This window comes from Vibrio neptunius, assembly GCA_019339365.1.
In the GTDB taxonomy this organism is placed as follows: domain Bacteria; phylum Pseudomonadota; class Gammaproteobacteria; order Enterobacterales; family Vibrionaceae; genus Vibrio; species Vibrio neptunius.
Genome location: CP079859.1, coordinates 1,485,488 through 1,509,944, shown reverse-complemented (window position 1 = coordinate 1,509,944; position 24,457 = coordinate 1,485,488). Strand labels below are relative to the sequence as shown.

The window sequence follows — 24,457 nt, the reverse complement described above, 5'->3', positions numbered from 1 at the left end:
TAACAATGACAAGGCTCATTCACACTATGGTAAGAGTAAAAGACCTAGCCACTTCAATAGCATTTTATCGCAGCGCATTAGAATTAGAGGTGAAAGACCAATTCGTTTTTGACAGTTTTACTCTGACCTATCTTGCCAACCGCGAAACTGAGTTTGAACTGGAGCTGACCTACAATCATGATACAGAAGAAGCTTATCATCATGGGAACGGCTACGGGCATATTGCTGTATCAGTCGATGATATTCATCGGACACATCATAAACTCAATGCACTTGGACTGGATCCCTCTGAAATGAAAACCATACAGCATCAAAATATTGATCTCGCCACTCTCTTTTTCATTACCGATCCCGATGGATACAAAATCGAATTCCTGCAACGTCAGGGAAGATACCAGTAAATAACAACGAACAATCGATAATTACAGAGCAAACATGATGATAAACTTAACCGCGACTTTTCACGCCAAAGCTGGCAAAGAAAGCGTACTGCAGTCCTTGTTAGTTGCTATGCTAGAACCGACCCGAAATGAGCCAGGATGCCTACGCTATGACTTGTTAATAGACAGCAGCAACCCGGCAATATTTATGTTTCAGGAGCAGTTCACTGATAAACAGGCTTTTGAAGAACATTGCCAACAGGCGCACTTTCTCAAACTTTTAGACAGTTTGGAAGGTTTGCTAGAGCAGGAACCAACCATCACCTTTTATGACCAGCTATAAACGACAAAGAGCGCCATTGGCGCTCCTAATTTAATCTGAGTGATCCCACTTAACTTTATGCGGGTGGACACAAAGAGCTATAAGCTAAGTTCTATCTGGATGGTTTAAGATGTGATCTTATTGCGCAATTAATATTTAATTAAATTAAAACAACTAGATAAAACCCCACCACATTGATTTTGTCCCAAAATGTCCACAGCTTTGTGGTACTTCGTTCGTCTTCTCTGAACTCCAAAACGAAAAACCGTTTTTCATCACTCCGTAAACTCAAATTGAACAAAGCCGCTATTTAGCTCTTAGTAGAACGAAATACGAACCAATTTTGTAGTCCGATACGTTTCAATCTGAGAGATGGTTTTTCCACATAATGCCAACTTACGTAGGACAATAATGAAAGTAAAACAGCTGCGTATAGCAGCTCTACATAAACACTGGTGTCAAAATTGGAAACTATAATTTGTGTGACTGGCCATGCAAACAAGTAGATCGCATAACTGTAATCATTCTTCATAAAAGAGAATTTTTTCCAGTACAGAGCTAAATGTATTGTTGCTACGGTTAATACTATATTGACAGCGAACTCCTTAATAATTGGCTCACATACATAAATAATTATTAATCCAATGATAATGTTAGCATTTAACTTTCTAGCTTTTACTAGATCATACACTCCAATCCCTATGATAAAGTAGCCAAAAACTCTAAGAAGATCGTATCTTATACCAGTTGAAATAACGTGAGAATGTGACATTACATAGACAAAAACTACCGCCAGCAGTAGTTTAATTACTTTCTTCAGGTTGCGATCAAAGAACAATGGAATCACAAAAATATAGCTCATCACTTCAAAAGGAATTGTCCACAATGAGCCATTTAAGGCTCCTGGGATCGCAGTGTTTGCCCAAGCACCAGAGATAGACCCTTCGAACAATGTTAGTGGCACAAGGTTTAAAGTAACTATATTAATAACTTCTAATAGCATGGCTTTTCCACCGTGGCTTGGTTCTGTAAAAGCTACGGCCGCTAAAACAGTAAAAAATATAGCTATAATGTAAGCTGGATAGATTCTCAACACCCTAGAAACCGCAAAAGAAATAAAGTCTCGGTTACGGTAGCTTTGAGAAATTAATACACCACTAATAAGAAAAAAAGCATTGACTGCATACCAACCCCAGCTGTGAATTCCAAACGGGATTCCCGGCTCTGGTAAACCATATACTGCATAAAAGTGACTAACAAAAACAGCAATAGATAAAACTAAACGCAACACTAGTGTATTGTTTTGGAACTGTTCTATATTGCTTTCTAACGACTGAAGATACTGTGTTGCCCTTGAATGCATTCCTAAATCTCTAAATAAATACGTACCTTAGGCTATGCTACCTACGATTTACTTTGCTATCAATGAGTCTTGAACTTCATTGAAAAAAATAGTTTCTCCAAAATTCGCTTTCAAGCCTTGCCCTATCTAGCTTAACAAGACACAAAAGAGATCTTTAAAAATCCCTTCCAGATCGTTGAAACAATGACAAAAAACAGAACATCCATTATTTATCAATAACTTAAAATCAATCACTAGATCTTTTCTGATCGTTAATTTTTCAATTTGCTGAAAAAAACTGAAATGACTGAAATTCTATATAGGGCTATATCAGCCATTTTGAGAGGACTTCCCCCCCACGCCCCCTTATAGCAAAAGGCTTTGCACCTTATCCGCTTGGCTTTCTAACGCCTTGATTTTTCATAACTCAAAAACTGCAAAAAAACTGTTCGAAAAACCGCGCAGGTGGGGAGGGGGAGTGATTTTTACGTCATCTAGTCGTTCGCTGTCGTGGCAATCCATCGGCTGTTATCCACATGTCGGTTCACTGAGGTTTATGCAAAAAGAAACGCAGCCTATTGACTGCGTATTGCTGTGGGGTGTTAAGGATTAAGATTTGGTGATAGGCGTAAGTCTATCTTTTAGCCCAGTACTACTTTTACCATGTCCAGTAAACGTAGCCGATTGAATTGGCGCGGTTGTTGGGGCTCCACTTTCTGGGCTAGTGTGTGTATGTGCTGCACATGTATCGGATAAATCAGTGACTACTTGCATCAACTCACCTAGCAAGTTGAGTACGTTCTCACTTTCGGAACCTAGCCACGTCTTAGGCGAACGATAATCTTGCTCGGTGCTTGCGCGAACTTCTCTTAACTTACAGTGCAATTGCGCCAATTTATCGGTAATACTGCGAAAGTTACCAGACTGATCAACGTGGTGGTAAACACCAGGCCTTTGCTGGTATCGACTTTCACCAGCTTTGATTGCTGGCAGCTTCCAGCCCAGCCCCAATACCGTTCGAATGAATGGTTTATCAGGTTCACCATTAGCAAATCCAAGTTCAACTATTGCGCCAATTGCTGGCGGTTCTAATCGCCCTGCTTGTTCACCAATACCCGGCACTGGTAAAGGTACTGCTTGCATGACTGGCACATCTTTACGTTCAACTAACTTGCTATCAAGTAACTGAACATCTGCGGCATAGTGAGGATAAAAACGCTCTGATAAATCGCCCTCTTTCGGTAGTTCGGGCAATGCTACGACCTTTGCAAATTGAGATAAATGCCAGTTACCTGTTAGTTCTGGGAATAGTCGGTAGACAATACGCTTAATTGTTTTTACGTCCATGTTATGACCGTCTCCGTTCCTATATGTTCAACGGTGGCAAGCTTACGACTATTCACGATCACACCTGGTTTAAAGTGTGGCGTACAAGGAATCGTTGCCGTCTTCTGGGCTTGGTGTGGATTGAGCATATTGACAGGAATAGTCGCTGGTTTATCTGCCCAATAACTATCAGCCCAACTACCTACAAATATTTGTCCATTACCTTGCTGCTGCCAGATGTAATCAGAAATACTAAAAGCCTGTGCTATCTCATCAAGTACCCGATAGCCATTACCTGTCGAATAGAAACAAGGGATAGCACTATTAGCATAAGCTCTGTCAGGGACCACGAACTGCAGCCCTGTTTGTTGAGTGATATTACTAAGCAACTGAACAAGTGTTGGATGTCGCATGACCACATTCAGAGGATGATAAAGTGCTGATGAACGGCGGTAACATTATCGCCCTGCAGCGAATCCTTGGTCACAGTGACATAAAACAAACCATGCGATACGCTCACCTAGCCCCCGATCACCTAGAAGATGTGGTCACGAAAAACCCGTTAGCGAACCTCAAATAAGTGGCTAATGTGGACACTAAAACGTCCACATTATGTCCACAAATTTTCAGGATATAGATAAATATTGATGGTTATTGATGAAATAACCACAAGCAAAGCCTTGATGTACCTTGCTGCGCCTAGTCCCTGTTAGGATGGTTTAATATGTGATCTTCCCAATCTACCACATCAATCTCATACACGATTTTATTGCGTACGCTTTCGCCAGCGGCATGCATCGCAGATTTAGAGCCTGTGAGCAAAGGGTGCCATTGAGGAAGAGGCTGATTTTCCGCCAATAAGCGGTAAGCACAAGTATGTGGCAACCAAGTGAAATCATCAATATCGTCACGGGTTAACTTGGTACACTCCTCACCAGAAGTGAATCGGTTGGGATAGTCTTTGCACGAGCAAGTTTTGCTGTTTAACCAACTGCACGCCACATTGGTGTAGTAGATTTCTTCTGTGTCTTCATCCATGAGTTTATGTAGGCAGCACTTACCACAACCATCACAGAGTGCTTCCCATTCTGGTTCGGTCATTTGTTCTAGTGATTTACTTTCCCAAAATGGCTGGCTCATAACATTACTTCGGTCTCGGACAGGGGAGCGTTTTATACCGTTTAGACGCATAAAGTTCAAGGGCAATGTTTGTCCTCGGCAGAGATATCAAAACGATACAATCACGATTTTGAATCACTCACTCAATTACGCCACAAACTAGCGAGCTCAACGACCTCTAGCACGATTGCCGAAAGCGTAACTTCTTGTTGTTTGTTTGAGATATTTCGCTTTGTAGCTACCGTTAAGGTGCACTAAGGTTCCTCTTAGCCTATCGAGGTGATAACGCTGTTGGTTATTGCCCAAATTAAATTCAAGAGTTTCGCCGTCGAAAGCAAAGTGGGTACTGATTAAGTCTTCGTTCCAGTAAATCCCCTCTTCAGCCACATGGAGCGTATTGGCAGCGTAGGTCGCGACATTCGCTTCTTCCCAAACACCAAGCAATTCTTGTCTCGCTTTGTGGTGTTCATGTTCCATCACAAAATAGATGCCGATACCGATCATGATGGCACCACAAACACCGACAAATGAGGCTATTTTACTGGAATGTTTTGCCCAAAAACTTTTATCGCTCATCTAACACGACACTCCCAAGTTTACTTATTAATTTTAGTGGAACATGGATCAAAATGACAAAAATATAAATTATAGTAAAAAATACACCCGCATTATCGTCATATAGGCGACCAAGTAATGAATGCCATTAAGTAAACAATTGATACGAGGGAAGCGTTTTATACTGCTAGGGGTCATCTTTTTTGCTAATATCGCGCCCCGATTATCAATGAGGTCATCATTATGGAATGCCGATTAGGCTGCGGAGCGTGTTGTATCGCGCCAAGCATTTCTTCGCCGATCCCGGGTATGCCGAAAGGCAAACCTGCAGGCACAAGATGCGTTCAGCTCAATGAAGAGAATTTGTGTAAGTTGTTTGGTAAACCGGAACGACCAAAAGTTTGCCACGACTTTAAGCCCTGCCCTGTGGTCTGCGGTAGTACAAACCAGCAAGCCATCGACAATATGACTGAACTCGAAAATCTGACATAAAAAAGCCGCTTTATGATAAAGCGGCTTTTCGTTTCAGAGACTGAGTATCACACCAACAATGGCGGCACTCATTAAATTGGCCATGACACCGGCCGCAATGGCGCGGAATCCATATTTTGAAATAAAGCTTCGACGCTCAGGCACCAAGCTACCCAAACCACCGATCAGCATCGCCATTGTTGAAATGTTAGCGAAGCCACACAGAGCAAATGTCACAATCGCTTGAGAATGTTCACTGAGCTGAGATTTCACTTCCATCAGTTGGATAAAGGCAACAAACTCGTTGACCACAACCTTATTACCTATAAGCGAACCTGCCGTAATCGCTTCATTCCAAGGCACACCCAGTAGCCATGCAACAGGGGCAAACAAGTAACCTAAGATAAGCTCAAAGCTTAACTCTATGCCTACCAGGCTGCCAACCCAGCCCAACATACCGTTGAGCATAGCAATGACACTGATGAACGCTAATAAGGTTGCCCCTACAGCGACAGCAATTCGTAAGCCGGACATCGCGCCATCCGCCATCGCCTCAACAACATTTGTCGCTCTGGGCATGTCAACATTGTCTATTTCAACCTGAGCGTCAATTTTTTCGGTTTCAGGCACTAACAGTTTTGCCATCAGTAACCCCGCTGGCGCAGACATAAACGCTGCAGCGATAAGGAAATTGAGATCGACACCTAATGACGCATACCCCACTAACGTACCACCAGCAACTGACGCCAGGCCGCCTGTCATCACAGCAAACAATTGTGAATCGGTCATTTGGCGTAAGTATGGCTTGACCACAAGAGGCGCTTCAATCATACCGACAAAAATGTTTGCCGTCGCAGACAAAGATTCAGCCCGACCTATCCCGAGTAGTTTTTGCAATCCTCCGCCAATCACATTGATCACTTTAGGCATGATCCCAATATGGTACAGGCCAGAAATCAGTGCTGAGAAGAAGACAATAATACCCAATACATTGATAGCAAATGTAAAACCGCCCGTTGCCAAGCCACCAAATAAAAAGGCTATCCCTTCTTGGCCGTAGTTGATCAGAGTGGACACGGCTGCTGTAACACTGTTTAGCGCTTCCTTACCAACGGGTACATAGAGGACTAACAGCGCAAAAGTCACCTGCAGAGCAAAGGCTAAGGACACGGTTTTCAGGTTAATATTTTTTCTGTTGGTAGAAAGTAGCCATGCTAAAGCAAGAATGGCTATGATTCCGAGGATTGAGTTCATGGAAATATCCGACTAAAAGGACCATTAATAATGGCGTCGGATAATATTCCGTTCCAAATGAGATGCAAATCTAAGTTGTTAAAATCCGGTTTAGTTTGAACAACTCAAACTTTAATCAAGTCGATAAGCGGCTGTTTTAAATCAAGATAAACGTTTGCTTTTCACTATTATTTCCATATAAAAAAAATGTTTCTAAAAACAGAAACAATCTAAAGTAACCAATCAGGCTTGAGGTCGGTGAATATAGGGAGACAATCGTTTGTCCCAGTAGCAGGGTGAACCGATTTTACGCTTAATAAACTCAATCACTGCGGTTGTCTTCTTCGACAGGTAACGGCGGCTAGGATAAACCGCATAAAAAGGCATGTTCTGACTGGGTAACCACTGAGGTAAAAGCTGAATCAACTGACCTTGCTTAAACTCATCACGGATGAGATAAGTCGCAAGGTAGGCGATGCCCCATCCAGCAACGGCAGCATCTCGCACTGCCTCTGCCAAATCGACCGAGTAATTTCCAGATACTTTCACGTTCAACTGGTCATCATGGCTGGAAAATGCCCAATGGGTGTAGTCACGCTCCCAGCTTCGATAAATCAAGCAATTGTGGTCAACCAAATCGTTCGGGTGATGAGGCGTATCGTGTTTCATCAGATACTCTGGCGAAGCGGCTACCACGAACTGGCTGTCCGCTAAACGCTGAGCGACATATCCTTCAGGTAGCGTCTCGTTATTGGTGATCCAAAGATCCAACCCCTCTTGTAACATGTCGACTTTATAATCAAACAAATGCATCTCAACTTTCAGATTGGGGTATTGCTCTCGCAGCTCATCAATCGCAGGGAGAATGTGCAAAGTCCCAAAAGACTGCGATAAACCGATTCGAATCAAACCCGCCACTTCATCTTTCTGACTTTCCACCTCGAGGTGCGCTTCTTCAACGCTTCGCACCACTTTCTGGCAATGATAAAAAAACTGTTCCCCTGCCTCAGTCGGGGTAAAAGTCCTCGTCGTTCGTTGAACCAGTTTAACGCCTAACGATTCTTCTAGCAGCGCCAGTTGCTTACTAACATGTGAAACCGAGACCCCTAAGCTCTTCGCAGCCTGAGTAAAGTTTTTATGAGTGAGTAAGGCGGCGAACACCACCATTTGAGATGCACGATCAGATAGCACAGGGACTCCACAAACTAAAAGGAGCTCCAAAGAGCTCCTAATCAAAACAATTAAAGCGTTATTCTGTCGGCCAAATGGCTCACGGCTAAAGCAAAGTAGTATGAGCGATTCCACTTCATCAGAACATTGTAGTTGTTATAAACCAGATAGACTCGCCCGTTGGCATTGTCTGGCGCAGTTAACCATGCATCCACGTTCACTTGTGGCAACGAGCTCCCATCGTAACGAGTGATGCCAAGTTGATTCCATTGAGCGAGCGTTTTCTCTTTACCTTCAACACGCCCTTCAAGGTTCATGTCGAAACCTTGCGGCAATTTAACCTGACGCCCCCAAGTGAACTTGTCGTTCCAACCATATTGACTCAGATAATTGGCCGCTGACGCGAACACGTCCGATTCGGTATTCCAAATATCTTTCTTGCCATCACCACTTCCATCCGCGGCATAAGCAAGGAACGAGCTAGGCATAAACTGACATTGCCCCATGGCTCCTGCCCAAGAGCCTTTAAAATCGCTGAATGGAATATGTCCCTCTTGCAATATTTTCAGTGCGGCCATGGTTTCTTTGCGGAAGAAAGCTTCTCGACGGCCGTCGTAGGCGAGCGTCGATAATGCATCGATCACAGGATAGTTACCCGTGAATTTACCGAAGTTACTTTCCACGCCCCACAATGCAACAATAAAACGTGGTTGTACGCCGTATTCTTCACCAATTCGGCTCAACTCTGCATAGTGCTCTTTGTACAGCGCTTTAGCCTGCTTTACTTTCCAATCTGGGACTGCACGAGGAATGTACTCATCCAGTGTCAATTTTTTTTCCGGTTGGTTCTTATCCGCTTTTACAGCACGAGGCTTATGAGTCACATTGCCGAAAGCCTGATTGATAATTTGCTCCGAAATACCATTGATACGCGCTTCTTGTTTTAAGCCTTCAACATATTGCTCAAAACTGACCTCATTCGCATAAACAGAGGTAGAGAGTGTTAATCCTAGAACGACTGACAGTAGTTTTTTCACATTGCCCTCCTTGAGCAATAGAAACCAACAATCCAATGATTATTTACTCTTCAGATTGCTGACGAGCTTGTTTGTGCTCTTTATATTCATCGAGTAGGTTTTTGGGTGGCGGCGGCAATTGCAAGAAAAAGCCATCATCGATTAGAGACTGTTTTACTTTATCGACATCAACTTGTGCCAGAGTACGCCCTTCCAATTTGACCACCATAACCATAATAGGTTTGCCAAACATTTGCATCAAAGTGTCAGGAACTTGTGAAAAATCATCCTTTTTCGGGATATATAGGTAAGCGCCTTCTTTTTTAGAACTTTTATATATTGCACAAAGCATGGTAAGCCTTTTGTCTGTTTAGATTCAGAGAACGTCAATGTTTCGCTATTTTTTACAGCAAAACACTCAATTGAGCGCAAGATAACTTGCTGTGCTTATTATGGGAATATAACATGACAACCCTAGTCTCAGGCAACGTCCTTACGAGGTTCCTAAAAAAGATGTCAAATTTACCGGACCTGAAAGGTAGTAGTTTTACTTTGTCCGTTTTACACCTTTCAAACAACGATGTTGAAAATACACTGCAATTTCTCAGTGAAAAAGTCGAACAAGCGCCTGCTTTCTTCGCTCAAGCCCCTGTTGTCATCAATATTTCAAAAGTTGATGGTGATATTAACTTTGCGAGACTAAAACAAGGGATTTCACATGCTGGAATGATTCCAGTAGGTGTGACAGGGTGCCGCGATAAACGCACTCAGAATCTGGCTTCAGAGGCTGATTTTGCGGTTATGTCAGCCACTAAATCCCCTTCTCAAGCTCCGGTGAAAATGACACCAACCAAAATCATTCGTACTCCGGTACGATCTGGTCAGCAGATCTACGCCAAGGACTGTGATTTGGTCGTGTTAAGCCACGTCAGTGAGGGTGCCGAGGTTATTGCAGATGGTTCTATTCACATTCACGGAACACTCCGTGGTCGTGCGATTGCTGGCGCCAGTGGCAACACAGGTGCAGTGATCATCTGCAATAAGCTTAATGCCGAATTAATGTCAATTGCCGGCCACTATTGGCTCACAGAACAGTTTGCTGATGAATACTGGCAGAAGAAAGTTATGTTCAGTTTGGACAATGACTCGCTCAAGTTCGAGTTGTTAACCGTTTAAAGATTAATAAGGAACACATAATGGCACGCATTATTGTTGTCACGTCAGGTAAAGGTGGTGTAGGTAAAACCACATCAAGTGCCGCTATTGCTTCAGGTCTGGCACTGAAAGGAAAGAAAACCGCAGTGATCGATTTTGATATTGGTCTTCGCAACCTCGATTTGATCATGGGCTGTGAACGCCGCGTAGTTTATGACTTCGTCAACGTCATCAATGGCGAAGCAACGCTCAACCAAGCCATGATCAAAGATAAACGCACAGACAACCTCTTCATCCTACCCGCCTCTCAGACGCGTGATAAAGACGCGCTGACTCGCGATGGTGTTCGCCGTGTTTTGGACGAACTGGATGAAATGGGCTTCGATTTCATCATCTGTGACTCTCCAGCAGGTATCGAGCAAGGCGCATTAATGGCGCTATACTTTGCAGATGAAGCGATTGTGACAACGAACCCTGAAGTTTCTTCTGTGCGTGACTCAGACCGTATCTTGGGCATTTTAGATTCAAAATCTCGCCGTGCTGAAGAAGGATTAGAGCCCGTTAAACAACACTTACTGCTGACCCGTTACAATCCAGCACGCGTGACACAAGGTGAAATGCTGAGCGTAGAAGATGTCGAAGAAATTCTGCACATCTCACTGCTCGGCGTAATTCCTGAAAGTCAGGCAGTACTGAATGCGTCAAACAAAGGTGTCCCTGTGATCTTCGATAACGAGACAGACGCGGGTATGGCTTACGACGATACTGTCGAGCGCTTATTAGGATCACAAGTGGATTTCCGCTTCCTAACCGAGCAGAAGAAAGGGATCTTCAAACGACTATTCGGAGGCTAAATGTCATTACTTGAATTTTTCCGCCCGCAGAAGAAAACGTCTGCCAATTTAGCCAAAGAGCGTCTGCAAATCATCGTTGCGGAGCGCCGCAGTCAGGGTGATCCATCACCTTCGTACCTGCCACAGCTAAAAGAAGACATTCTCAAGGTCATTGGTAAATACGTCGCTGTGGATCCTTCTATGGTTGATCTCTCTTTTGAACACAAAGACGATGATATTTCGGTACTGGAGCTGAATATTAAGTTGCCAGAAGACGAAAAGTAAGTCTGAGGGAATGTAATTTTTAAAAGGCCGATGTGAAAACGTCGGCCTTTTTGTATCTGGCTTTTTGTCTCGAGTGAGGAACAAACGAGTTGGGGATCGCTCAAGTTTAGTCACCAACTAAGAGGGATTCCTTGCTCACTCCTTCGTCGCTCTATGGAATGACAGATGCCAACTAAGGTTCAACTGCATACTCTTCGTCATCCTCAAGAATGAGGAACGAATGAATTGGGGATCTCTTGAGGTCGGTCGCCAACAAACGGAGATTCCCTACTCACTCCTTCGTCGCTCTATGGAATGACAGATGCCAACAAAGATTCAACTGCATACTCTTCGTCATCCTCAAGAATGAGGAACGAATGAATTGGGGATCTCTTGAGGTTGGTCGCCAACTAACAGAGATTCCCTACTCACTCCTTCGTCGCTCTATGGAATGACAGATGCCAACAAAGGTTCAACTGCATACTCTTCGTCATCCTCAAGAATGAGGAACGAATGAATTGGGGATCTCTTGAGGTTGGTCGCCAACAAACGGAGATTCCCTACTCACTCCTTCGTCGCTCTATGGAATGACAGATGCCAACAAAGGTTCAACTGCATACTCTTCGTCATCCTCAAGAATGAGGAACGAATGAATTGGGGATCTCTTGAGGTTGGTCGCCAACTAACAGAGATTCCCTACTCACTCCTTCGTCGCTCTATGGAATGACAGATGCCAACTAAGGTTCAACTGCATACTCTTCGTCATCCTCAAGAATGAGGAACGAATGAATTGGGGATCTCTTGAGGTTGGTCGCCAACAAACGGAGATTCCCTACTCACTCCTTCGTCGCTCTATGGAATGACAGATGCCAACTAAGGTTCAACTGCATACTCTTCGTCATCCTCAAGAATGAGGAACGAATGAATTGGGGATCTCTTGAGGTTGGTCGCCAACTAACAGAGATTCCCTACTCACTCCTTCGTCGCTCTATGGAATGACAGATGCCAACAAAGGTTCAACTGCATACTCTTCGTCATCCTCAAGAATGAGGAACGAATGAATTGGGGATCTCTTGAGGTCGGTCGCCAACAAACGGAGATTCCCTACTCACTCCTTTGTCGCTCTATGGAATGACGGCTTGCTCTAACCCTTCATCACTCTACGAAATGACAAATGTTTTAATCAAAAAAAGCCCCAGTCCTTCAACTGGGGCTTTGGTCTTTTCCCGATAGATAAGTGTCGTGCTAGCGAAAACCTATCTCAACACTGACGCGCTTACTTATGCGTTAGCTTTTGCTTTTTTTGATTTTGGTGCTGCTTTAGCGGCTACCTGATCTGCTTTCTTCTTGATAACAGTCGTACCTTCGAAAGTCTCGCCTTCAACGAACGCTTTACCGTAGTAAGATGCGAGTAGAACTTCTTTCAGCTCTGTGATTAGAGGGTAACGAGGGTTAGCACCGGTACACTGGTCATCGAACGCTTCTACCGCCAGTTCGTCTAGTTTAGCAACGAAGTCTGCTTCAGAAACGCCAGCCGCTTGGATAGACATTGGGATGTCTAGGTTAGCTTTCAGCTCATCAAGCCATGCTAGTAGACGTTCAATCTTCTGAGCAGTACGGTCACCTTCTTGGCTCAGGCCTAGGTGGTCAGCTACTTCAGCATAACGACGACGTGCTTGTGGACGGTCATACTGAGAGAATGCAGTCTGCTTAGTTGGGTTGTCATTCGCGTTGTAACGTACCACGTTAGAGATAAGCAGTGCGTTCGCCAGACCGTGTGGTAGGTGGAACTCAGCACCAATCTTGTGCGCCATAGAGTGACAAACACCCAGGAATGCGTTAGCAAACGCGATACCAGCAATAGTTGCTGCGTTGTGCACCTTCTCACGAGCGATTGGGTCTGCTGCACCATTTGCGTAGCTTGATGGTAGATACTCTTTTAGCATCTTGAGTGCTTGCAGAGCCTGACCGTCAGAGTATTCATTTGCTAGAACAGATACATAAGCTTCTAGAGCGTGAGTGACCGCATCGTAACCACCGAATGCTGTAAGAGACTTAGGCATGTTCATGACTAGGTTAGCATCTACGATAGCCATGTTTGGCGTGATTTCGTAGTCAGCTAGTGGGTACTTAGCGCCAGTCTTGTCGTCAGTCACCACCGCGAATGGCGTAACTTCTGAACCTGTACCTGAAGTTGTCGTGATACAGACAAGCTCTGCTTTCTGGCCCATTTTAGGGAACTTGTAGATACGTTTACGGATGTCCATAAAGCGCATTGCCAGTTCTTCGAAGTGCGTATCTGGGTGCTCGTACATTACCCACATGATTTTCGCTGCATCCATCGGAGAACCACCACCTAGCGCGATGATAGTGTCTGGTTGGAAGCTCTTCATCGCTTCAGCACCTTTCTCTACTACAGATAGAGTTGGATCGGCTTCTACGTCGAAGAAGGTTTGAACTTCCATACCTTGAGCTTTAAGCAGGTTAACTACGTCATCAGCGTAACCGTTGTTGAATAGGAAACGGTCAGTGACTAGGAATGCGCGTTTCTTACCTTCTAGGTCGCTCAGTGCGATTGGAAGGCTACCACGACGGAAGTAGATAGACTTAGGTAGTTTGTGCCACAACATGTTTTCAGCTCGCTTCGCTACAGTTTTCTTGTTGATCAGGTGCTTAGGACCTACGTTCTCAGAGATAGAGTTACCACCCCATGAACCACAACCTAGAGTGAGAGAAGGTGCAACGTTGAAGTTGTACAGGTCACCGATACCACCGTGAGTGGTCGGGATGTTAATTAGGATACGAGCGGTCTTCATCTTGTCACCGAAGTAACGGATGCGGTCTGCGTTAACGTCTTGGTTAGTGTATAGACCCGATGTATGGCCGATACCGCCAATCTCAACCATAGTCACAGCCTGTGCCACAGCATCTTCGAAGTTGTCAGCACGGAACAGACCTAGAGTTGGAGATAGTTTCTCGTGAGCAAATGCGTCATCGTAAGACACTTTGCCTAGGCCTTCACCGACTAGAACTTTCGTGTCTGCTGGAACAGTAACACCTGCCATTTCAGCAATGGCCGGCGCTGGTTGACCAACGATTTTCGCGTTTAGCGCGCCGTCGATAAGAAGAACTTTACGAACCTTCTCTGCTTCAGCTTTGCTTAGTACGTAAGCTTTGTGAGAAGCGAAACGCTCTTTAACTTCGTCGTATACTTCGTCGACTACGATCGCAGCCTGCTCAGAAGCACATACTACGCCGTTATCGAACGTCTTAGACATTAGGATAGAAGCGACAGCACGTTTGATGTCAGCGGTTTCGTCGATAACGACAGGAACGTTACCTGCACCTACACCGATTGCTGGCTTACCAGAAGAGTATGCGGCTTTAACCATGCCTGGACCACCAGTTGCAAGGATAAGAGCGATGTCATCGTGCTTCATTAGAGCGTTAGAAAGCTCTACAGATGGCTGATCAATCCAGCCGATGATGTCTTTTGGCGCACCGGCTGCAACCGCTGCATCTAAAACAAGTTTAGCTGCGTCGTTAGTAGAGTTCTTCGCACGTGGGTGTGGGGAGAAGATGATACCGTTACGAGTCTTCAGAGAGATTAGAGATTTGAAGATAGCAGTAGAAGTCGGGTTAGTCGTTGGTACGATACCGCAGATGATACCTACTGGCTCAGCGATAGTCATAGTACCTAGGTTGTCATCCTCTTCAAGGATGCCACAAGTTTGTTCGTCTTTGTATTTGTTGTAGATAAACTCAGAAGCGAAGTGGTTCTTGATTACTTTATCTTCAACAATACCCATACCAGATTCTTCTACCGCTTGTTGAGCGAGCGGGATACGAGCTTGGTTAGCGGCAAGAGACGCTGCACGGAAGATTTTGTCCACCTGCTCTTGAGAGTATGTAGCGAACTCTTCTTGCGCTTTTTTAACGCGAGCAACCATTGCATCTAGTTCAGCCATATTAGTTACAGGCATAGGGAATCTCCTAAAATTAACAAATTATTAAAAACTTTTTAGTAAGTAAGCTGTCGGCACATTGAGCATTGATTTAACAGTCTTTCTTAGTAAATTGCTTTCAGGGCTGATTATATTATTTCAAGTTATGAAAAAAATTGACCCAGATCAGTTCTGAAATACTATTTACCTATTAAGTCGTAGCTGGCGTCAGATAAAAAGCATAAGAACTTGAATTTAAAGCAATAAAAACAAATTTCAAAACACAACAAATTTACCAATCAGGCGTCTTTCAACTTTCCAACTGAACACAAACTGTAAAAAGTTTCATTTTCTGACCACGGAATTACATGTACTTCACGAACATTGTGCTACTAAGCTTATATCTAATCGAGGATAAGGCGCTAACATCCCACTCACTTTTTATTAAAAATGTGCAAATGTTAACGTTTGTGTAAATCGATAGACACCGTGCTAATGTTACAGTGCAGCCAGCAATTAGACCTTCCTATTCATCCATTCAGATAAGCGTTAGATTTTTTTCATTCGTTACGCCGCCAATTTTAGACTATATTCCGCATGTCACTCTGGTGGCTCTGTTCTGGTCTTTACTTTGTGTAGGCACACGCAATGCAAACGTTCGAAATCGCAATTTTTTTACAATTTTTTCTTGGGTTAGTCGCCGCTGTAAATCCTGTCGGGATCATGCCGGTGTTTGTTTCTTTAACTGGGCATATGACGCTGGAAGAAAAGCATAAAACGGCCGCAACTGCTAATCTCGCGGTTGCGGTGATTCTTATCGTTTCTCTACTGGCGGGTCAGATGTTGCTAGATATGTTCAGCATTTCACTCGATTCATTTCGCGTCGCTGGTGGTCTGCTACTGCTTAGCATCGCTTTTTCGATGATGAGTGGTAAGTTAGGTGAAGATAAGCAGAACAAACAAGAAAAGTCTGAATATGTTAGCCGCGAACAAATTGGCGTGGTGCCTCTCGCCATGCCTTTGATGGCAGGCCCCGGTGCGATCAGTTCAACGATTGTTTATGGTGCCCGTTATCCAACCATGCTGGATACCCTTGGTATCATTATTACCGTCAGCTTATTCTGCCTTTGCTCTTGGTTCTTATTCCGCTCAGCACCACTAATAGTCCGCTTTCTTGGCCAAACGGGTATCAACGTGATCACGCGGATAATGGGGTTAATTCTAGGAGCGCTTGGCATTGAATTTATTGCTAATGGCTTGCGTAACTTGTTTCCTGGATTGGCCTGACATGGATGATGAAGGTATGATTAACGCTATCGTTTAAAAGTTAGTACCGTCATGCCACGCAATTCTCTCAAACATCACCTCTACATCATCATTTTTGGCACGCATACCAAAGCCGGGCGTGCCTTTGATATCGCTCTCATCATTGCGATTCTTTCTTCGTTACTGGTTCTGGTTCTCGAATCGGTCCCAGTCGTCGCGTCTCAGTGGCGAACAGAACTGCGTTATTGTGAATACACATTTACCGCTCTCTTCACTATTGAATATTTGTTGCGTCTTTACTGTTCACCCAAACCAATCGCTTATGCCAAAAGCTTTTACGGCGTTGTCGATCTGTTGGCCATTTTGCCGACTTACTTAGCGTTTTTCTTTCCGTCCGCAACATTCATGGGGGTCGTCAGGCTGTTGCGTGTGATGCGGATATTCCGCGTACTTAAGCTGGTTCGCTACTTACAAGACTCTAACATCCTGTTGCGTTCATTGTTGATGGCAAGAAGAAAAATCTTCATATTCTTCAGTACTGTCGCCATTCTCGTCACCATTTTTGGTGCGCTGATCTTTGTTATTGAAGGGCCCCAAAACGGTTTTACGAGCATCCCTAAAAGTATCTACTGGGCAATCGTGACCATCACAACCGTCGGGTACGGCGATCTTGTCCCACAAACCAATTTGGGCAAGGCCATCGCTTCTATCACTATGTTGCTTGGTTACTCTATCTTAGCCGTCCCAACAGGTATCATTACCGCCGAACTTAATCAAGAAATGAACTCGCACAAATCTCTGGTTAAATGCCCCAACTGTTCTAAATCGGGCCACGAATCTGATGCGATGCATTGCAAATATTGTGGGAGCGAGCTGGCGGACCCTGATCAACGGATCGTCACCGTAGAGGACTAGAAGTGGGCTAGCCGGAAAATGAAAGGGTTGACGTAAAACGTCAACCCTTTTTGATCTTTTGAGGCAAGAAATCCAAAGATAAGGTGTTTGTATCGCGTTGAGATTTACGCTTTTTCAGCCAGAATAATACGTAGCGTACGACGTAGCGGTTCTGCTGCACCCCATAGTAGTTGGTCCCCCACAGTAAACGCATTGAGGAAGTCATCACCCATCGCCATTTTACGTAGTCGACCGACTGGAATCGATAGCGTACCTGTGACTTTCGCCGGCGTCAGTTCTTGTGCCGTAATATCGCGGTCATTAGGAATCACTTTAACCCAGTCGTTGTGGGTGGCGATCATCTCTTCGATTTCATCCATTGGGACATTTTGTTTGAGCTTGATCGTCAGCGCTTGAGAATGACAACGCATTGCGCCGATTCGAACACAAGTGCCATCAATGGGTACAGGCGCATCTTGGAAGCCGAGAATCTTGTTCGCTTCAACACCCGCTTTCCATTCTTCTTTACTCTGACCATTATCGCGTTTCACATCGATCCATGGAATCAAAGAGCCCGCCAGTGGTACACCAAACTTGTCCGTAGGGAATGAACCGCTGCGCATGGTATCAGCCACTTTTTTATCGATATCAAGAATAGAGCTTGATGGGTTAGCTAATTCTGAGCTTACTGAGTCGTTGATAACACCCATTTGAGAAATCAGCTCACGCATATTCTGTGCACCCGCACCAGATGCGGCTTGGTAAGTCATCGCACTGGTCCATTCAACCAAGCCTTTTTCAAACAGACCACCCAAGCCCATCAGCATCAAGCTCACTGTACAGTTACCACCAACAAAGGTATTGGTGCCACCGTGGATACCTTGCTGAATCTGAGCCATGTTCACTGGATCAAGCGCGATGATAGAATCTTGTGCCATACGCAGCGTGGATGCCGCATCAATCCAGTAACCTTTCCATCCTGCCTGACGAAGTGCTGGGTAGACTTTCTCTGTATAACTACCACCTTGACAGGTAACGACTGCATCAAGCTGCTTTAAACTTTCGATGTCAAATGCATCCTGTAGAAGACCTGCTTCTTTGCCCACCTTACGGTTTCCAAATAAGGGCGCAGGAATACCTACCTGAGAAGTGCTGTAAAATACCGGCTCAATAAGGTCGAAATCTTTTTCTTCAACCATGCGCTGCATAAGCACTGAACCTACCATGCCGCGCCAACCGACTAAACCTACTCTCATTCTCAACTCTCCGTGTGCAATATTTAAAAAGGGATGCCTCAATACTTCAATTTTCCCAACAAAATCTCAAGGAAAAATTCACTTATTTCTGTCACTTTTGCTTCCTTTTTTTAAATATTGCCTTCAAATCGCTTTTTGTCTGTTCTTTGTTCATCCACAATCAGTCATAACTGCGCATGAGAATTCATCTACACAAGAGAAATCTTCGTGCTACAAATCATTTACAAAAAAACTCATTTCAAACCATTAAATTTAACCAAATTTAATATATTTAACTAGCAATAAATACATCAATAGACTTAAATCACATCGGAGTTGTATTTGTTCGAAATATTATTCTGAGTCATGTAAAGTGCATCCGGTACCCAAATGAGTAAACACTCTCTATATGTCCCTTCCCAGTACACAAAGGCGCATATGGCATATAACACATATAAGAGGCTCTGCATGACGCAACTCACCCCCCGTTTACCAAGTTTGATGCAAGTTATCGTTGCACTTGGTTTATTTTTGCTAATGGCTTTCTCTTTTACAGCCCAGTTAGATTTGCCTATTCAGCTAGCACTCTACATAGGCTGGTTTGTCATCATGGTTCTTGGTGTTCGTCTCGGCCACCAATACAAAGATTTAGAAAAAGCAGCACTTAACGGCATTTCCAATGGTCTAGGCGCTGTTTTAATTCTTCTTGCTGTCGGAGCTTTGGTTGGTACTTGGATCTCAGGCGGTATTGTTCCAACCATCATCTATTACGGCCTGAAAGCGATTCATCCGTCTATCTTTCTACTGGCAACCATGATTATCTGTTCCCTAACCGCGCTAGCAACAGGAACATCCTGGGGTGCTGCAGGTACTGCTGGTATTGCCATGATGGGCATCGGTCAAGGTCTAGGTGTTCCAGCACCAATAACAGCCGGTGCGGTTTTGTCGGGTTGTTATTTTGGTGACAAAATGTCCCCTCTCTCCGACTCCGTCATCCTTGCCTCTTCAATGTCTAACGTCGAAGTGGTTGAACACATCAAAGGAATGCTGCCCATTGCGCTGATCAGCTACATCATCACGGGCGTTATGTTCACTGCGTTTGGTTTCCATTATGCAGGCAATGTAGATATGACACAGGTTCAGTCTGTGATAGACGCAATGGAGAACCAGTTCTACATCACGCCATATTCGTTTGTACCTGTTATGATCGTACTTGGTCTGTTAGCCATGCGTATGCCCTCTTTCCCAGTGATCAGCTTCGGTTCTCTATTGGGTATCATCTGGGCAGTGATGATTCAAGATGTTGACTTCCTTCAAGCATTTAACACCGCATGGGCTCCGTTCCATATCGAGTCTGGTGTCGGTTTCATTGACTCAATCCTAAACCGTGGTGGTATGTCCTCTATGTTAGGCTCAGTTGCCGTGATCGTCTTTGGCCTCGGCTTTGGTGGTCTATTGGATAAAGTCGGCGTACTGGAAACCATCGCCAAACTGTTTGAACGTCGCGTACAGAGCCCTGGCTCGCTAGCAACCAGTACTATCGGTACCGCTTTCCTAGGCAACGTATTTGGCTCAGCCATGTATGTGTCCCTTATCCTCACACCCAAGATCTGTGCGAAAAACTACGATCGCCTTGGCTACAAGCGTAAGAATCTGTCACGAAATGCTGAATTCGGCGGTACGTTGACATCAGGCATGGTTCCGTGGAGTGATAATGGTATCTACATGGCAAGTATCTTAGGTGTTGCCACATTGTCATACGCACCGTTTATGTGGCTAAGTTTTGTGTGTATTTTGGTAACGATTATTACCTCGTACATGGGTTGGTTTGTCGACAAGTGCGAACCCACGGGCACAGACAGCACGGAAGAGACGCCAGAGTTAAGCAAGCAAACCGCTTAATACACCACTAACAAAAAAAGCGCCATACCGGCGCTTTTTTCACTCTATAACCAGTAATCATTCTTCTGTTCGGGTTGCTGCGAGAAGTACTCAATAAACTCAAACTGGAGGTTATGATCATCGATATAATAAGCGTTCTTTCGATAAGGATGTTCATCACCTCGATGATCGACGTAGTAGCCTTGCTTAGCCAATCTTGCTTCCATCGCTTCCAGATCTGTCACCACAATTCCAACATGCTTTACCCCTGTATATCGCGTTTGCCAGTCCGGTGCTTCCCCCTTCCCCGTCGACGAAAGTGCAATATAGGAGTTTTCATCGCCAACGTGACACCACTGAATCCTTTCACCTTGGCCGTTGATGTATTCTCCTCCCCCACGGATCCGCCACCCAGGTAAAGCTGTGGTCAAAAATTCCACTGTTTTATTTGGATCAACAACACCAATGTTTGCATGCTCAACATAGCCTTTCATAGTACAGTCCTTTTGAGTAGATAATAAGTATAAAGATCAGCGTATTACGGCTTAATCTTATCTTCACTCGTGTCACTCTAATTCCTCAAGTTAGCTTGAGGTAAAGTACTTTTTAGATTTAATTTTATTCAGTGGGAAGAAAAGCAGGGGAAATACTCCCTTGTGCCGACAGTGAAATTAGGTAGTCTGAGGCTATCACTCTTTGTTTGAGAACCACTATGCACCTAGTCGATCGCTTGAAAATCTATCTGTTCCACAAAGAAAAGGTACGACGCTGGAAAGGGTTGAATCATAAGGTGCAAGGCTGGTCCAGCCATGAAGAGCAACAAGTGCGCTTTAAAGCCATAGCCAATAATGTAGAGTTCCAGGGAAAGCGAGTATTGGATCTCGGATGCGGGCTGGGCGAGTTGTATGACTACCTGTCAGACAATCAATGTCCTGGCTTCTATCTCGGTCTCGATCAACACTGGCCTTTTCTTCGCCAAGCCAGAAAACGGATAGGCTCCTCACAATGCCGATTCAAATTTACCGATATCAGCCAAGCAAACTTACCGAAAATGGACATCGTCGTCGCCAGTGGTTCATTGAGTTACCGGACGAAAAACCCAGACTATCTAACAGAAATGATCACGCGTATGTTTTCTGCATGCAGAGAGGTCACTGTATTCAATCTTCTTAATATCGAAGCTTTTCCTGATCAAACGATATTGCAAGCGTACAACAAACAAGAAGTGTTAGCGTTTTGCCAGACAGTGACACCTAACGTCACCTTGATTGACGATTACTCTGACGCTGACTTTACTCTGGTGCTAAAAAAACATAAAAGAGAGCACTATGAACTCTCTTTAAGAGATTGGCTAATTTGGTCTTTGAATAAATCAGCCATTGGGATCTTGTTCATTAAGAAACGTTTGTGCCTCTAGAATAGCTTTATCTAAGCGAGCTTTAAGCTCTTCCAACAATCCTGAAACCGAACCAATGTCATCTTTAATTGCCTGCTCGACCTTGCCTGCTGCCTCACGAAGTTTTAAGGCCCCTAAATTTCCACCGACCCCTTTAAGGCTGTGAGCTTTGCGCAACGCTTCTTCAGGAGCATCGTTGAGCAATTGAGCGATTCGCTCAGCGTCCCCCGTATGGTCGTCGACAAATACCTCTAGCAACATACACACAGATTCGTAGTCATTACCCAATGAATCAAGCATGCCGTCCAAGTCAATTTCTGGACCATCATCCAATGCAGCGGCGGCAGTCACTATAGAAGTGGACTCTTGGGTTGTTTCAACGATAGATTGAACCTCTTTCTGAGAGTTATCTTCCACTTTTTCTGAACGTTCAACCATACGTTGGACTCCTGTAAATCGAGAAATAATCAGTATCATCGCCAGCAGACATATCCCACTATATACAACACCGCTGATGACCAGGTTACGCTGCTGTAAATGGTATTGCGTCTCTACCACATTGATTTGCTTATGAATGGAATGGGTCATCATTTTCTCGATGACATAACTCCCTTGTGCATAGCTACCCAATACCGCGGACGTTTTTGACAACAATTGCTGAAGGTCTTGCTTTTGCAATGCGGGCAGCGATTCCGATTCCACGTACAATTGGTCAAGCTCACGGAACACCTGAGGGTTGGATTTATTCGAGCTAAACAAAGCCTCCAACACATTCGCACTCAAATGGTAATAGTGAGATCTCAACTCATTATTATCTTGATATTTCGCGCGAGTAAACTGCGCTTGATCCACCAACGAAATCAAAGCAAGTTCGTTATCGAGAAAGATTTTGGTCTGCTCTATAAATCGATCGGTGATATAGAGAAGTTGGTTAACATCTGGCGTTAGCCAACTCTGCTCATAAGTCGCTTCAATCTGGAGCCGAAGCGCGTAGATAAGTTGCAAGTTGAGAGACTGACCATCCGTCAACTCGGCCCGGTAGGCTGGTTCCCGAAACAAGGAATACTTAAGTTCATCTATGCTATTGCTCAGTTCTCCAACCTGACTCATTGTCATTACGTTTGAGCGATAACTGAAGGACAGTACGGTCATCCCTATCACCCAGACAACAATAATCAGCCAACTCAGCTTGAGCGCTTTGCGATCCATGTCATGCCGTCTTTGAATAAATGCCATGATTACAAGCATATACGCAAAGCTTGAGAAAAGTAGGACTAAGTGCATATTTCTTCGACTTAGTCCTGATTTAATGAGGAATTAGCGGTTACGGGTCAGTTGATCACGCAGGTTTGGTGGGGTGCCTTTGATGGTCAATGTATCGGTTTCTGGATCATAAAAAATACGCTCGCCAAGCAACAAACTATCGAAGTTAATCGTTAAACCACCGCCTGCACCAACATATTTAGTCAGTTTGCGCACGGCCGTTCTGTCACCGGGGAAGCTTTCTTCCAGTTCGTAACCTTGCTCGTGAGTGTAATCAAAGAAGCTGGTACCATCATGAGAAGGAGGTAACTCTCCCGACAGCTCACGAATCTGAACTTCATCACCACTTTTGATTTGTTCGTTGCAGTAGTCCGCCACCTGTTTTTTATAACTGATCGCTTCGTCTTTCTCTAATTTAGAATCTGCACAAAAATCTTCAACCGCCTGCATCAAAACTTGGTTCTGTTGCTTGGTATCCAACCCGACCTCAGCCTGTAAAAAATCAAGGAAAAAGTCTGCCACTTTACGCCCTACTCGACCTTTGATGTAGGCGAGGTAGCGATTTGACTCTTTATCTGTCTCATAACTGGTCAGATCAATACGTGCAGCAATATCCATTTTACTCAGGTCAAGATAATCAGTCGCACTAATTTCGAGACCTTCTGTCACTTTTAGACTTTCATTGGATGGAATGATGGCAACAAAAAGGTAATCTGTCGCCAGAGACTGATATTCTGCAATCACCAGAATACCTTCATCAGCAAAGGGGTACTTACTCAACTCATCTTTCAGACGATTTGCACTTTTTTGTGAGAAATCATAGAAGTTTCTCTCACCTTTACGAAGTTCATGCAACCAGTTTTGGAATTCACTGTCAGACTTGAAACAACCAAACCCTTTGCCTGCTTTGGAATTAAAAACACGGTGCAGCTCTGCGACTAGGTTTTCCGTCGATGCATCATTTTCAAGGGAATCGGCTCGAAAGTTAACAACAAGTTCGTCAGAATCGTTTTTACGCAGTTGATGTAATATAACGTTTGAAAGATGAAGACTCATGATGAATTTTTATCGTCGTGTAGGTTTCAGTTGCGGGGCATTGTAGGTTATCATAAGCCGCTTTACTATCACCATTAGAGTCTTTATGCCGATAACATCTAAATACAGCGACGACAAAGTTGAAGCGATTCTGTCAGAAGTAGCTGCAGTGTTAGACAAACACGGTGCGGGTCCGGAATTGTCTTTGATGATTGCGGGAAATATCGCTACCAATGTCTTAAATCACAACGTTAATGCTTCACAACGCAAAGCACTTGCTGAAAAATTTGCACAGGCACTGTTGTCTTCTATTGAAGAAAACACTCACTAGAAAAATAAACGGACAATAGAACAGTA

At 44.2% G+C, this 24,457-nt stretch carries 25 protein-coding genes and 1 pseudogene; 12 read left to right on the top strand and 14 right to left on the bottom strand.

The window, feature by feature from the left end; all coding sequences use genetic code 11:
* The first annotated feature begins 5 nt into the window (after positions 1 to 5).
* Both KW548_07300 and KW548_07295 read left to right on the top strand, forming a co-directional pair.
* Entirely contained in the window at positions 6 to 401 is a 396-nt protein-coding gene (locus KW548_07300; GenBank protein ID QXX07759.1) for a VOC family protein, read from the top strand.
* 37 nt (positions 402 to 438) lie between these two features.
* Positions 439 to 723 carry an antibiotic biosynthesis monooxygenase gene (locus KW548_07295; protein QXX07999.1) on the top strand — a complete coding sequence of 95 codons (285 nt, stop codon included), beginning with the start codon at positions 439 to 441 and terminating at the stop codon, positions 721 to 723.
* A 289-nt stretch (positions 724 to 1,012) separates the two neighbouring features.
* Here KW548_07295 and KW548_07290 read toward each other — a convergent pair whose 3' ends face one another.
* From KW548_07290 to KW548_07280, 3 genes are all read right to left on the bottom strand, one after another.
* The gene (locus tag KW548_07290; GenBank protein ID QXX07758.1) at positions 1,013 to 2,065 is read right to left on the bottom strand and encodes an acyltransferase; all 1,053 of its coding nucleotides are present in this window, start codon (positions 2,063 to 2,065) and stop codon (positions 1,013 to 1,015) included.
* Positions 2,066 to 2,653: 588 nt separating this feature from the next.
* The gene (locus tag KW548_07285; GenBank protein QXX07757.1) at positions 2,654 to 3,391 is read right to left on the bottom strand and encodes a hypothetical protein; all 738 of its coding nucleotides are present in this window, start codon (positions 3,389 to 3,391) and stop codon (positions 2,654 to 2,656) included.
* Complete coding sequence (locus KW548_07280) at positions 3,382 to 3,783, bottom strand: hypothetical protein (GenBank protein QXX07756.1); 402 nt, start codon at positions 3,781 to 3,783, stop codon at positions 3,382 to 3,384. The genes KW548_07285 and KW548_07280 overlap by 10 nt, the downstream gene beginning before the upstream one ends.
* A 26-nt stretch (positions 3,784 to 3,809) precedes the next feature.
* Here KW548_07280 and KW548_07275 point away from each other — a divergent pair.
* Positions 3,810 to 3,950, top strand: a pseudogene (locus KW548_07275) (site-specific integrase).
* 119 nt (positions 3,951 to 4,069) lie between these two features.
* Here the strand turns inward: KW548_07275 and KW548_07270 are convergent.
* On the bottom strand, positions 4,070 to 4,510 hold the full coding sequence (locus KW548_07270) for a YcgN family cysteine cluster protein (protein QXX07755.1): 441 nt from the start codon (positions 4,508 to 4,510) through the stop codon (positions 4,070 to 4,072).
* A 147-nt stretch (positions 4,511 to 4,657) separates the two neighbouring features.
* Complete coding sequence (locus tag KW548_07265) at positions 4,658 to 5,065, bottom strand: DUF2850 domain-containing protein (GenBank protein ID QXX07754.1); 408 nt, start codon at positions 5,063 to 5,065, stop codon at positions 4,658 to 4,660.
* Between the two features lie 222 nt (positions 5,066 to 5,287).
* Here KW548_07265 and KW548_07260 point away from each other — a divergent pair, with 222 nt between their 5' ends.
* Positions 5,288 to 5,536, top strand: coding sequence for a YkgJ family cysteine cluster protein (locus KW548_07260; GenBank protein ID QXX07753.1), 249 nt, complete (start codon positions 5,288 to 5,290; stop codon positions 5,534 to 5,536).
* Between the two features lie 33 nt (positions 5,537 to 5,569).
* Here KW548_07260 and KW548_07255 read toward each other — a convergent pair whose 3' ends face one another.
* From KW548_07255 to KW548_07240, 4 genes are all read right to left on the bottom strand, one after another.
* Positions 5,570 to 6,769, bottom strand: a complete 1,200-nt coding sequence (locus KW548_07255) for a NupC/NupG family nucleoside CNT transporter (GenBank protein QXX07752.1) — start codon at positions 6,767 to 6,769, stop codon at positions 5,570 to 5,572.
* 222 nt (positions 6,770 to 6,991) lie between these two features.
* The gene (locus KW548_07250; GenBank protein QXX07751.1) at positions 6,992 to 7,939 is read right to left on the bottom strand and encodes a LysR family transcriptional regulator; all 948 of its coding nucleotides are present in this window, start codon (positions 7,937 to 7,939) and stop codon (positions 6,992 to 6,994) included.
* Between the two features lie 50 nt (positions 7,940 to 7,989).
* Positions 7,990 to 8,955, bottom strand: coding sequence for a lytic murein transglycosylase (locus tag KW548_07245; protein ID QXX07750.1), 966 nt, complete (start codon positions 8,953 to 8,955; stop codon positions 7,990 to 7,992).
* A 43-nt stretch (positions 8,956 to 8,998) separates the two neighbouring features.
* Entirely contained in the window at positions 8,999 to 9,286 is a 288-nt protein-coding gene (locus tag KW548_07240) for a YcgL domain-containing protein (protein ID QXX07749.1), read from the bottom strand.
* Between the two features lie 161 nt (positions 9,287 to 9,447).
* Between KW548_07240 and minC the strand changes: the two genes are divergently transcribed.
* From minC to minE, 3 genes are read left to right on the top strand one after another with little or no spacing between them, the layout of a single operon-like run.
* Positions 9,448 to 10,110: a septum site-determining protein MinC gene (gene minC / locus KW548_07235; protein ID QXX07998.1), complete on the top strand. Its 663-nt coding sequence runs from the start codon at positions 9,448 to 9,450 to the stop codon at positions 10,108 to 10,110.
* Positions 10,111 to 10,130: 20 nt separating this feature from the next.
* Positions 10,131 to 10,943 (top strand): septum site-determining protein MinD, encoded by an 813-nt coding sequence (gene minD, locus KW548_07230; protein QXX07748.1) that lies wholly within the window; start codon positions 10,131 to 10,133, stop codon positions 10,941 to 10,943.
* A complete protein-coding gene (minE, locus tag KW548_07225; protein QXX07747.1) occupies positions 10,944 to 11,207 on the top strand; it encodes a cell division topological specificity factor MinE in 264 nt (87 codons plus the stop codon).
* Positions 11,208 to 12,466: 1,259 nt separating this feature from the next.
* Here the strand turns inward: minE and adhE are convergent.
* On the bottom strand, positions 12,467 to 15,169 hold the full coding sequence (gene adhE / locus KW548_07220; protein QXX07746.1) for a bifunctional acetaldehyde-CoA/alcohol dehydrogenase: 2,703 nt from the start codon (positions 15,167 to 15,169) through the stop codon (positions 12,467 to 12,469).
* Between the two features lie 609 nt (positions 15,170 to 15,778).
* Between adhE and KW548_07215 the strand changes: the two genes are divergently transcribed.
* Together KW548_07215 and KW548_07210 are read left to right on the top strand one after the other, a co-directional pair.
* Positions 15,779 to 16,417 (top strand): YchE family NAAT transporter, encoded by a 639-nt coding sequence (locus KW548_07215; protein QXX07745.1) that lies wholly within the window; start codon positions 15,779 to 15,781, stop codon positions 16,415 to 16,417.
* A 51-nt stretch (positions 16,418 to 16,468) separates the two neighbouring features.
* Positions 16,469 to 17,311, top strand: a complete 843-nt coding sequence (locus KW548_07210) for an ion transporter (protein QXX07744.1) — start codon at positions 16,469 to 16,471, stop codon at positions 17,309 to 17,311.
* Between the two features lie 104 nt (positions 17,312 to 17,415).
* Here KW548_07210 and asd read toward each other — a convergent pair whose 3' ends face one another.
* Positions 17,416 to 18,546, bottom strand: coding sequence for an aspartate-semialdehyde dehydrogenase (gene asd, locus KW548_07205; GenBank protein ID QXX07743.1), 1,131 nt, complete (start codon positions 18,544 to 18,546; stop codon positions 17,416 to 17,418).
* A 447-nt stretch (positions 18,547 to 18,993) separates the two neighbouring features.
* Here asd and nhaC point away from each other — a divergent pair, with 447 nt between their 5' ends.
* Positions 18,994 to 20,427 carry a Na+/H+ antiporter NhaC gene (nhaC, locus tag KW548_07200; protein QXX07742.1) on the top strand — a complete coding sequence of 478 codons (1,434 nt, stop codon included), beginning with the start codon at positions 18,994 to 18,996 and terminating at the stop codon, positions 20,425 to 20,427.
* Positions 20,428 to 20,471: 44 nt separating this feature from the next.
* Here the strand turns inward: nhaC and KW548_07195 are convergent, their stop codons facing one another.
* Entirely contained in the window at positions 20,472 to 20,900 is a 429-nt protein-coding gene (locus KW548_07195; protein ID QXX07741.1) for a VOC family protein, read from the bottom strand.
* Between the two features lie 218 nt (positions 20,901 to 21,118).
* On the opposite strand from KW548_07195, the gene KW548_07190 reads away from it, so the two are divergent.
* Entirely contained in the window at positions 21,119 to 21,823 is a 705-nt protein-coding gene (locus KW548_07190) for a class I SAM-dependent methyltransferase (protein ID QXX07740.1), read from the top strand.
* Here the strand turns inward: KW548_07190 and KW548_07185 are convergent.
* Positions 21,779 to 23,011, bottom strand: a complete 1,233-nt coding sequence (locus tag KW548_07185; GenBank protein QXX07739.1) for an Hpt domain-containing protein — start codon at positions 23,009 to 23,011, stop codon at positions 21,779 to 21,781. The two genes, KW548_07190 and KW548_07185, sit on opposite strands and share 45 nt — an antisense overlap.
* Before the next feature lie 108 nt (positions 23,012 to 23,119).
* Positions 23,120 to 24,121, bottom strand: coding sequence for a nucleoid-associated protein YejK (gene yejK, locus KW548_07180; protein ID QXX07738.1), 1,002 nt, complete (start codon positions 24,119 to 24,121; stop codon positions 23,120 to 23,122).
* Positions 24,122 to 24,206: 85 nt separating this feature from the next.
* On the opposite strand from yejK, the gene KW548_07175 reads away from it, so the two are divergent.
* Positions 24,207 to 24,431 (top strand): YejL family protein, encoded by a 225-nt coding sequence (locus KW548_07175; GenBank protein QXX07737.1) that lies wholly within the window; start codon positions 24,207 to 24,209, stop codon positions 24,429 to 24,431.
* Positions 24,432 to 24,457: the final 26 nt, after the last annotated feature.

What these genes read in the sequence shown, in the direction of transcription:
- KW548_07295 (QXX07999.1), top strand. Translation starts at nt 439, where the DNA reads ATGATAAACTTAACCGCGACTTTTCACGCCAAAGCTGGCAAAGAAAGC.
- KW548_07255 (QXX07752.1), bottom strand. Translation starts at nt 6,769, where the DNA reads ATGAACTCAATCCTCGGAATCATAGCCATTCTTGCTTTAGCATGGCTA.
- KW548_07190 (QXX07740.1), top strand. Translation starts at nt 21,119, where the DNA reads ATGCACCTAGTCGATCGCTTGAAAATCTATCTGTTCCACAAAGAAAAG.
- KW548_07240 (QXX07749.1), bottom strand. Translation starts at nt 9,286, where the DNA reads ATGCTTTGTGCAATATATAAAAGTTCTAAAAAAGAAGGCGCTTACCTA.
- KW548_07195 (QXX07741.1), bottom strand. Translation starts at nt 20,900, where the DNA reads ATGAAAGGCTATGTTGAGCATGCAAACATTGGTGTTGTTGATCCAAAT.
- KW548_07265 (QXX07754.1), bottom strand. Translation starts at nt 5,065, where the DNA reads ATGAGCGATAAAAGTTTTTGGGCAAAACATTCCAGTAAAATAGCCTCA.
- KW548_07260 (QXX07753.1), top strand. Translation starts at nt 5,288, where the DNA reads ATGGAATGCCGATTAGGCTGCGGAGCGTGTTGTATCGCGCCAAGCATT.
- KW548_07185 (QXX07739.1), bottom strand. Translation starts at nt 23,011, where the DNA reads ATGGATCGCAAAGCGCTCAAGCTGAGTTGGCTGATTATTGTTGTCTGG.
- KW548_07280 (QXX07756.1), bottom strand. Translation starts at nt 3,783, where the DNA reads ATGCGACATCCAACACTTGTTCAGTTGCTTAGTAATATCACTCAACAA.
- KW548_07210 (QXX07744.1), top strand. Translation starts at nt 16,469, where the DNA reads ATGCCACGCAATTCTCTCAAACATCACCTCTACATCATCATTTTTGGC.
- KW548_07285 (QXX07757.1), bottom strand. Translation starts at nt 3,391, where the DNA reads ATGGACGTAAAAACAATTAAGCGTATTGTCTACCGACTATTCCCAGAA.
- yejK (QXX07738.1), bottom strand. Translation starts at nt 24,121, where the DNA reads ATGAGTCTTCATCTTTCAAACGTTATATTACATCAACTGCGTAAAAAC.
- KW548_07215 (QXX07745.1), top strand. Translation starts at nt 15,779, where the DNA reads ATGCAAACGTTCGAAATCGCAATTTTTTTACAATTTTTTCTTGGGTTA.
- KW548_07300 (QXX07759.1), top strand. Translation starts at nt 6, where the DNA reads ATGACAAGGCTCATTCACACTATGGTAAGAGTAAAAGACCTAGCCACT.
- KW548_07175 (QXX07737.1), top strand. Translation starts at nt 24,207, where the DNA reads ATGCCGATAACATCTAAATACAGCGACGACAAAGTTGAAGCGATTCTG.
- minD (QXX07748.1), top strand. Translation starts at nt 10,131, where the DNA reads ATGGCACGCATTATTGTTGTCACGTCAGGTAAAGGTGGTGTAGGTAAA.
- KW548_07270 (QXX07755.1), bottom strand. Translation starts at nt 4,510, where the DNA reads ATGAGCCAGCCATTTTGGGAAAGTAAATCACTAGAACAAATGACCGAA.
- minE (QXX07747.1), top strand. Translation starts at nt 10,944, where the DNA reads ATGTCATTACTTGAATTTTTCCGCCCGCAGAAGAAAACGTCTGCCAAT.
- KW548_07290 (QXX07758.1), bottom strand. Translation starts at nt 2,065, where the DNA reads ATGCATTCAAGGGCAACACAGTATCTTCAGTCGTTAGAAAGCAATATA.
- adhE (QXX07746.1), bottom strand. Translation starts at nt 15,169, where the DNA reads ATGCCTGTAACTAATATGGCTGAACTAGATGCAATGGTTGCTCGCGTT.
- minC (QXX07998.1), top strand. Translation starts at nt 9,448, where the DNA reads ATGTCAAATTTACCGGACCTGAAAGGTAGTAGTTTTACTTTGTCCGTT.
- asd (QXX07743.1), bottom strand. Translation starts at nt 18,546, where the DNA reads ATGAGAGTAGGTTTAGTCGGTTGGCGCGGCATGGTAGGTTCAGTGCTT.
- nhaC (QXX07742.1), top strand. Translation starts at nt 18,994, where the DNA reads ATGACGCAACTCACCCCCCGTTTACCAAGTTTGATGCAAGTTATCGTT.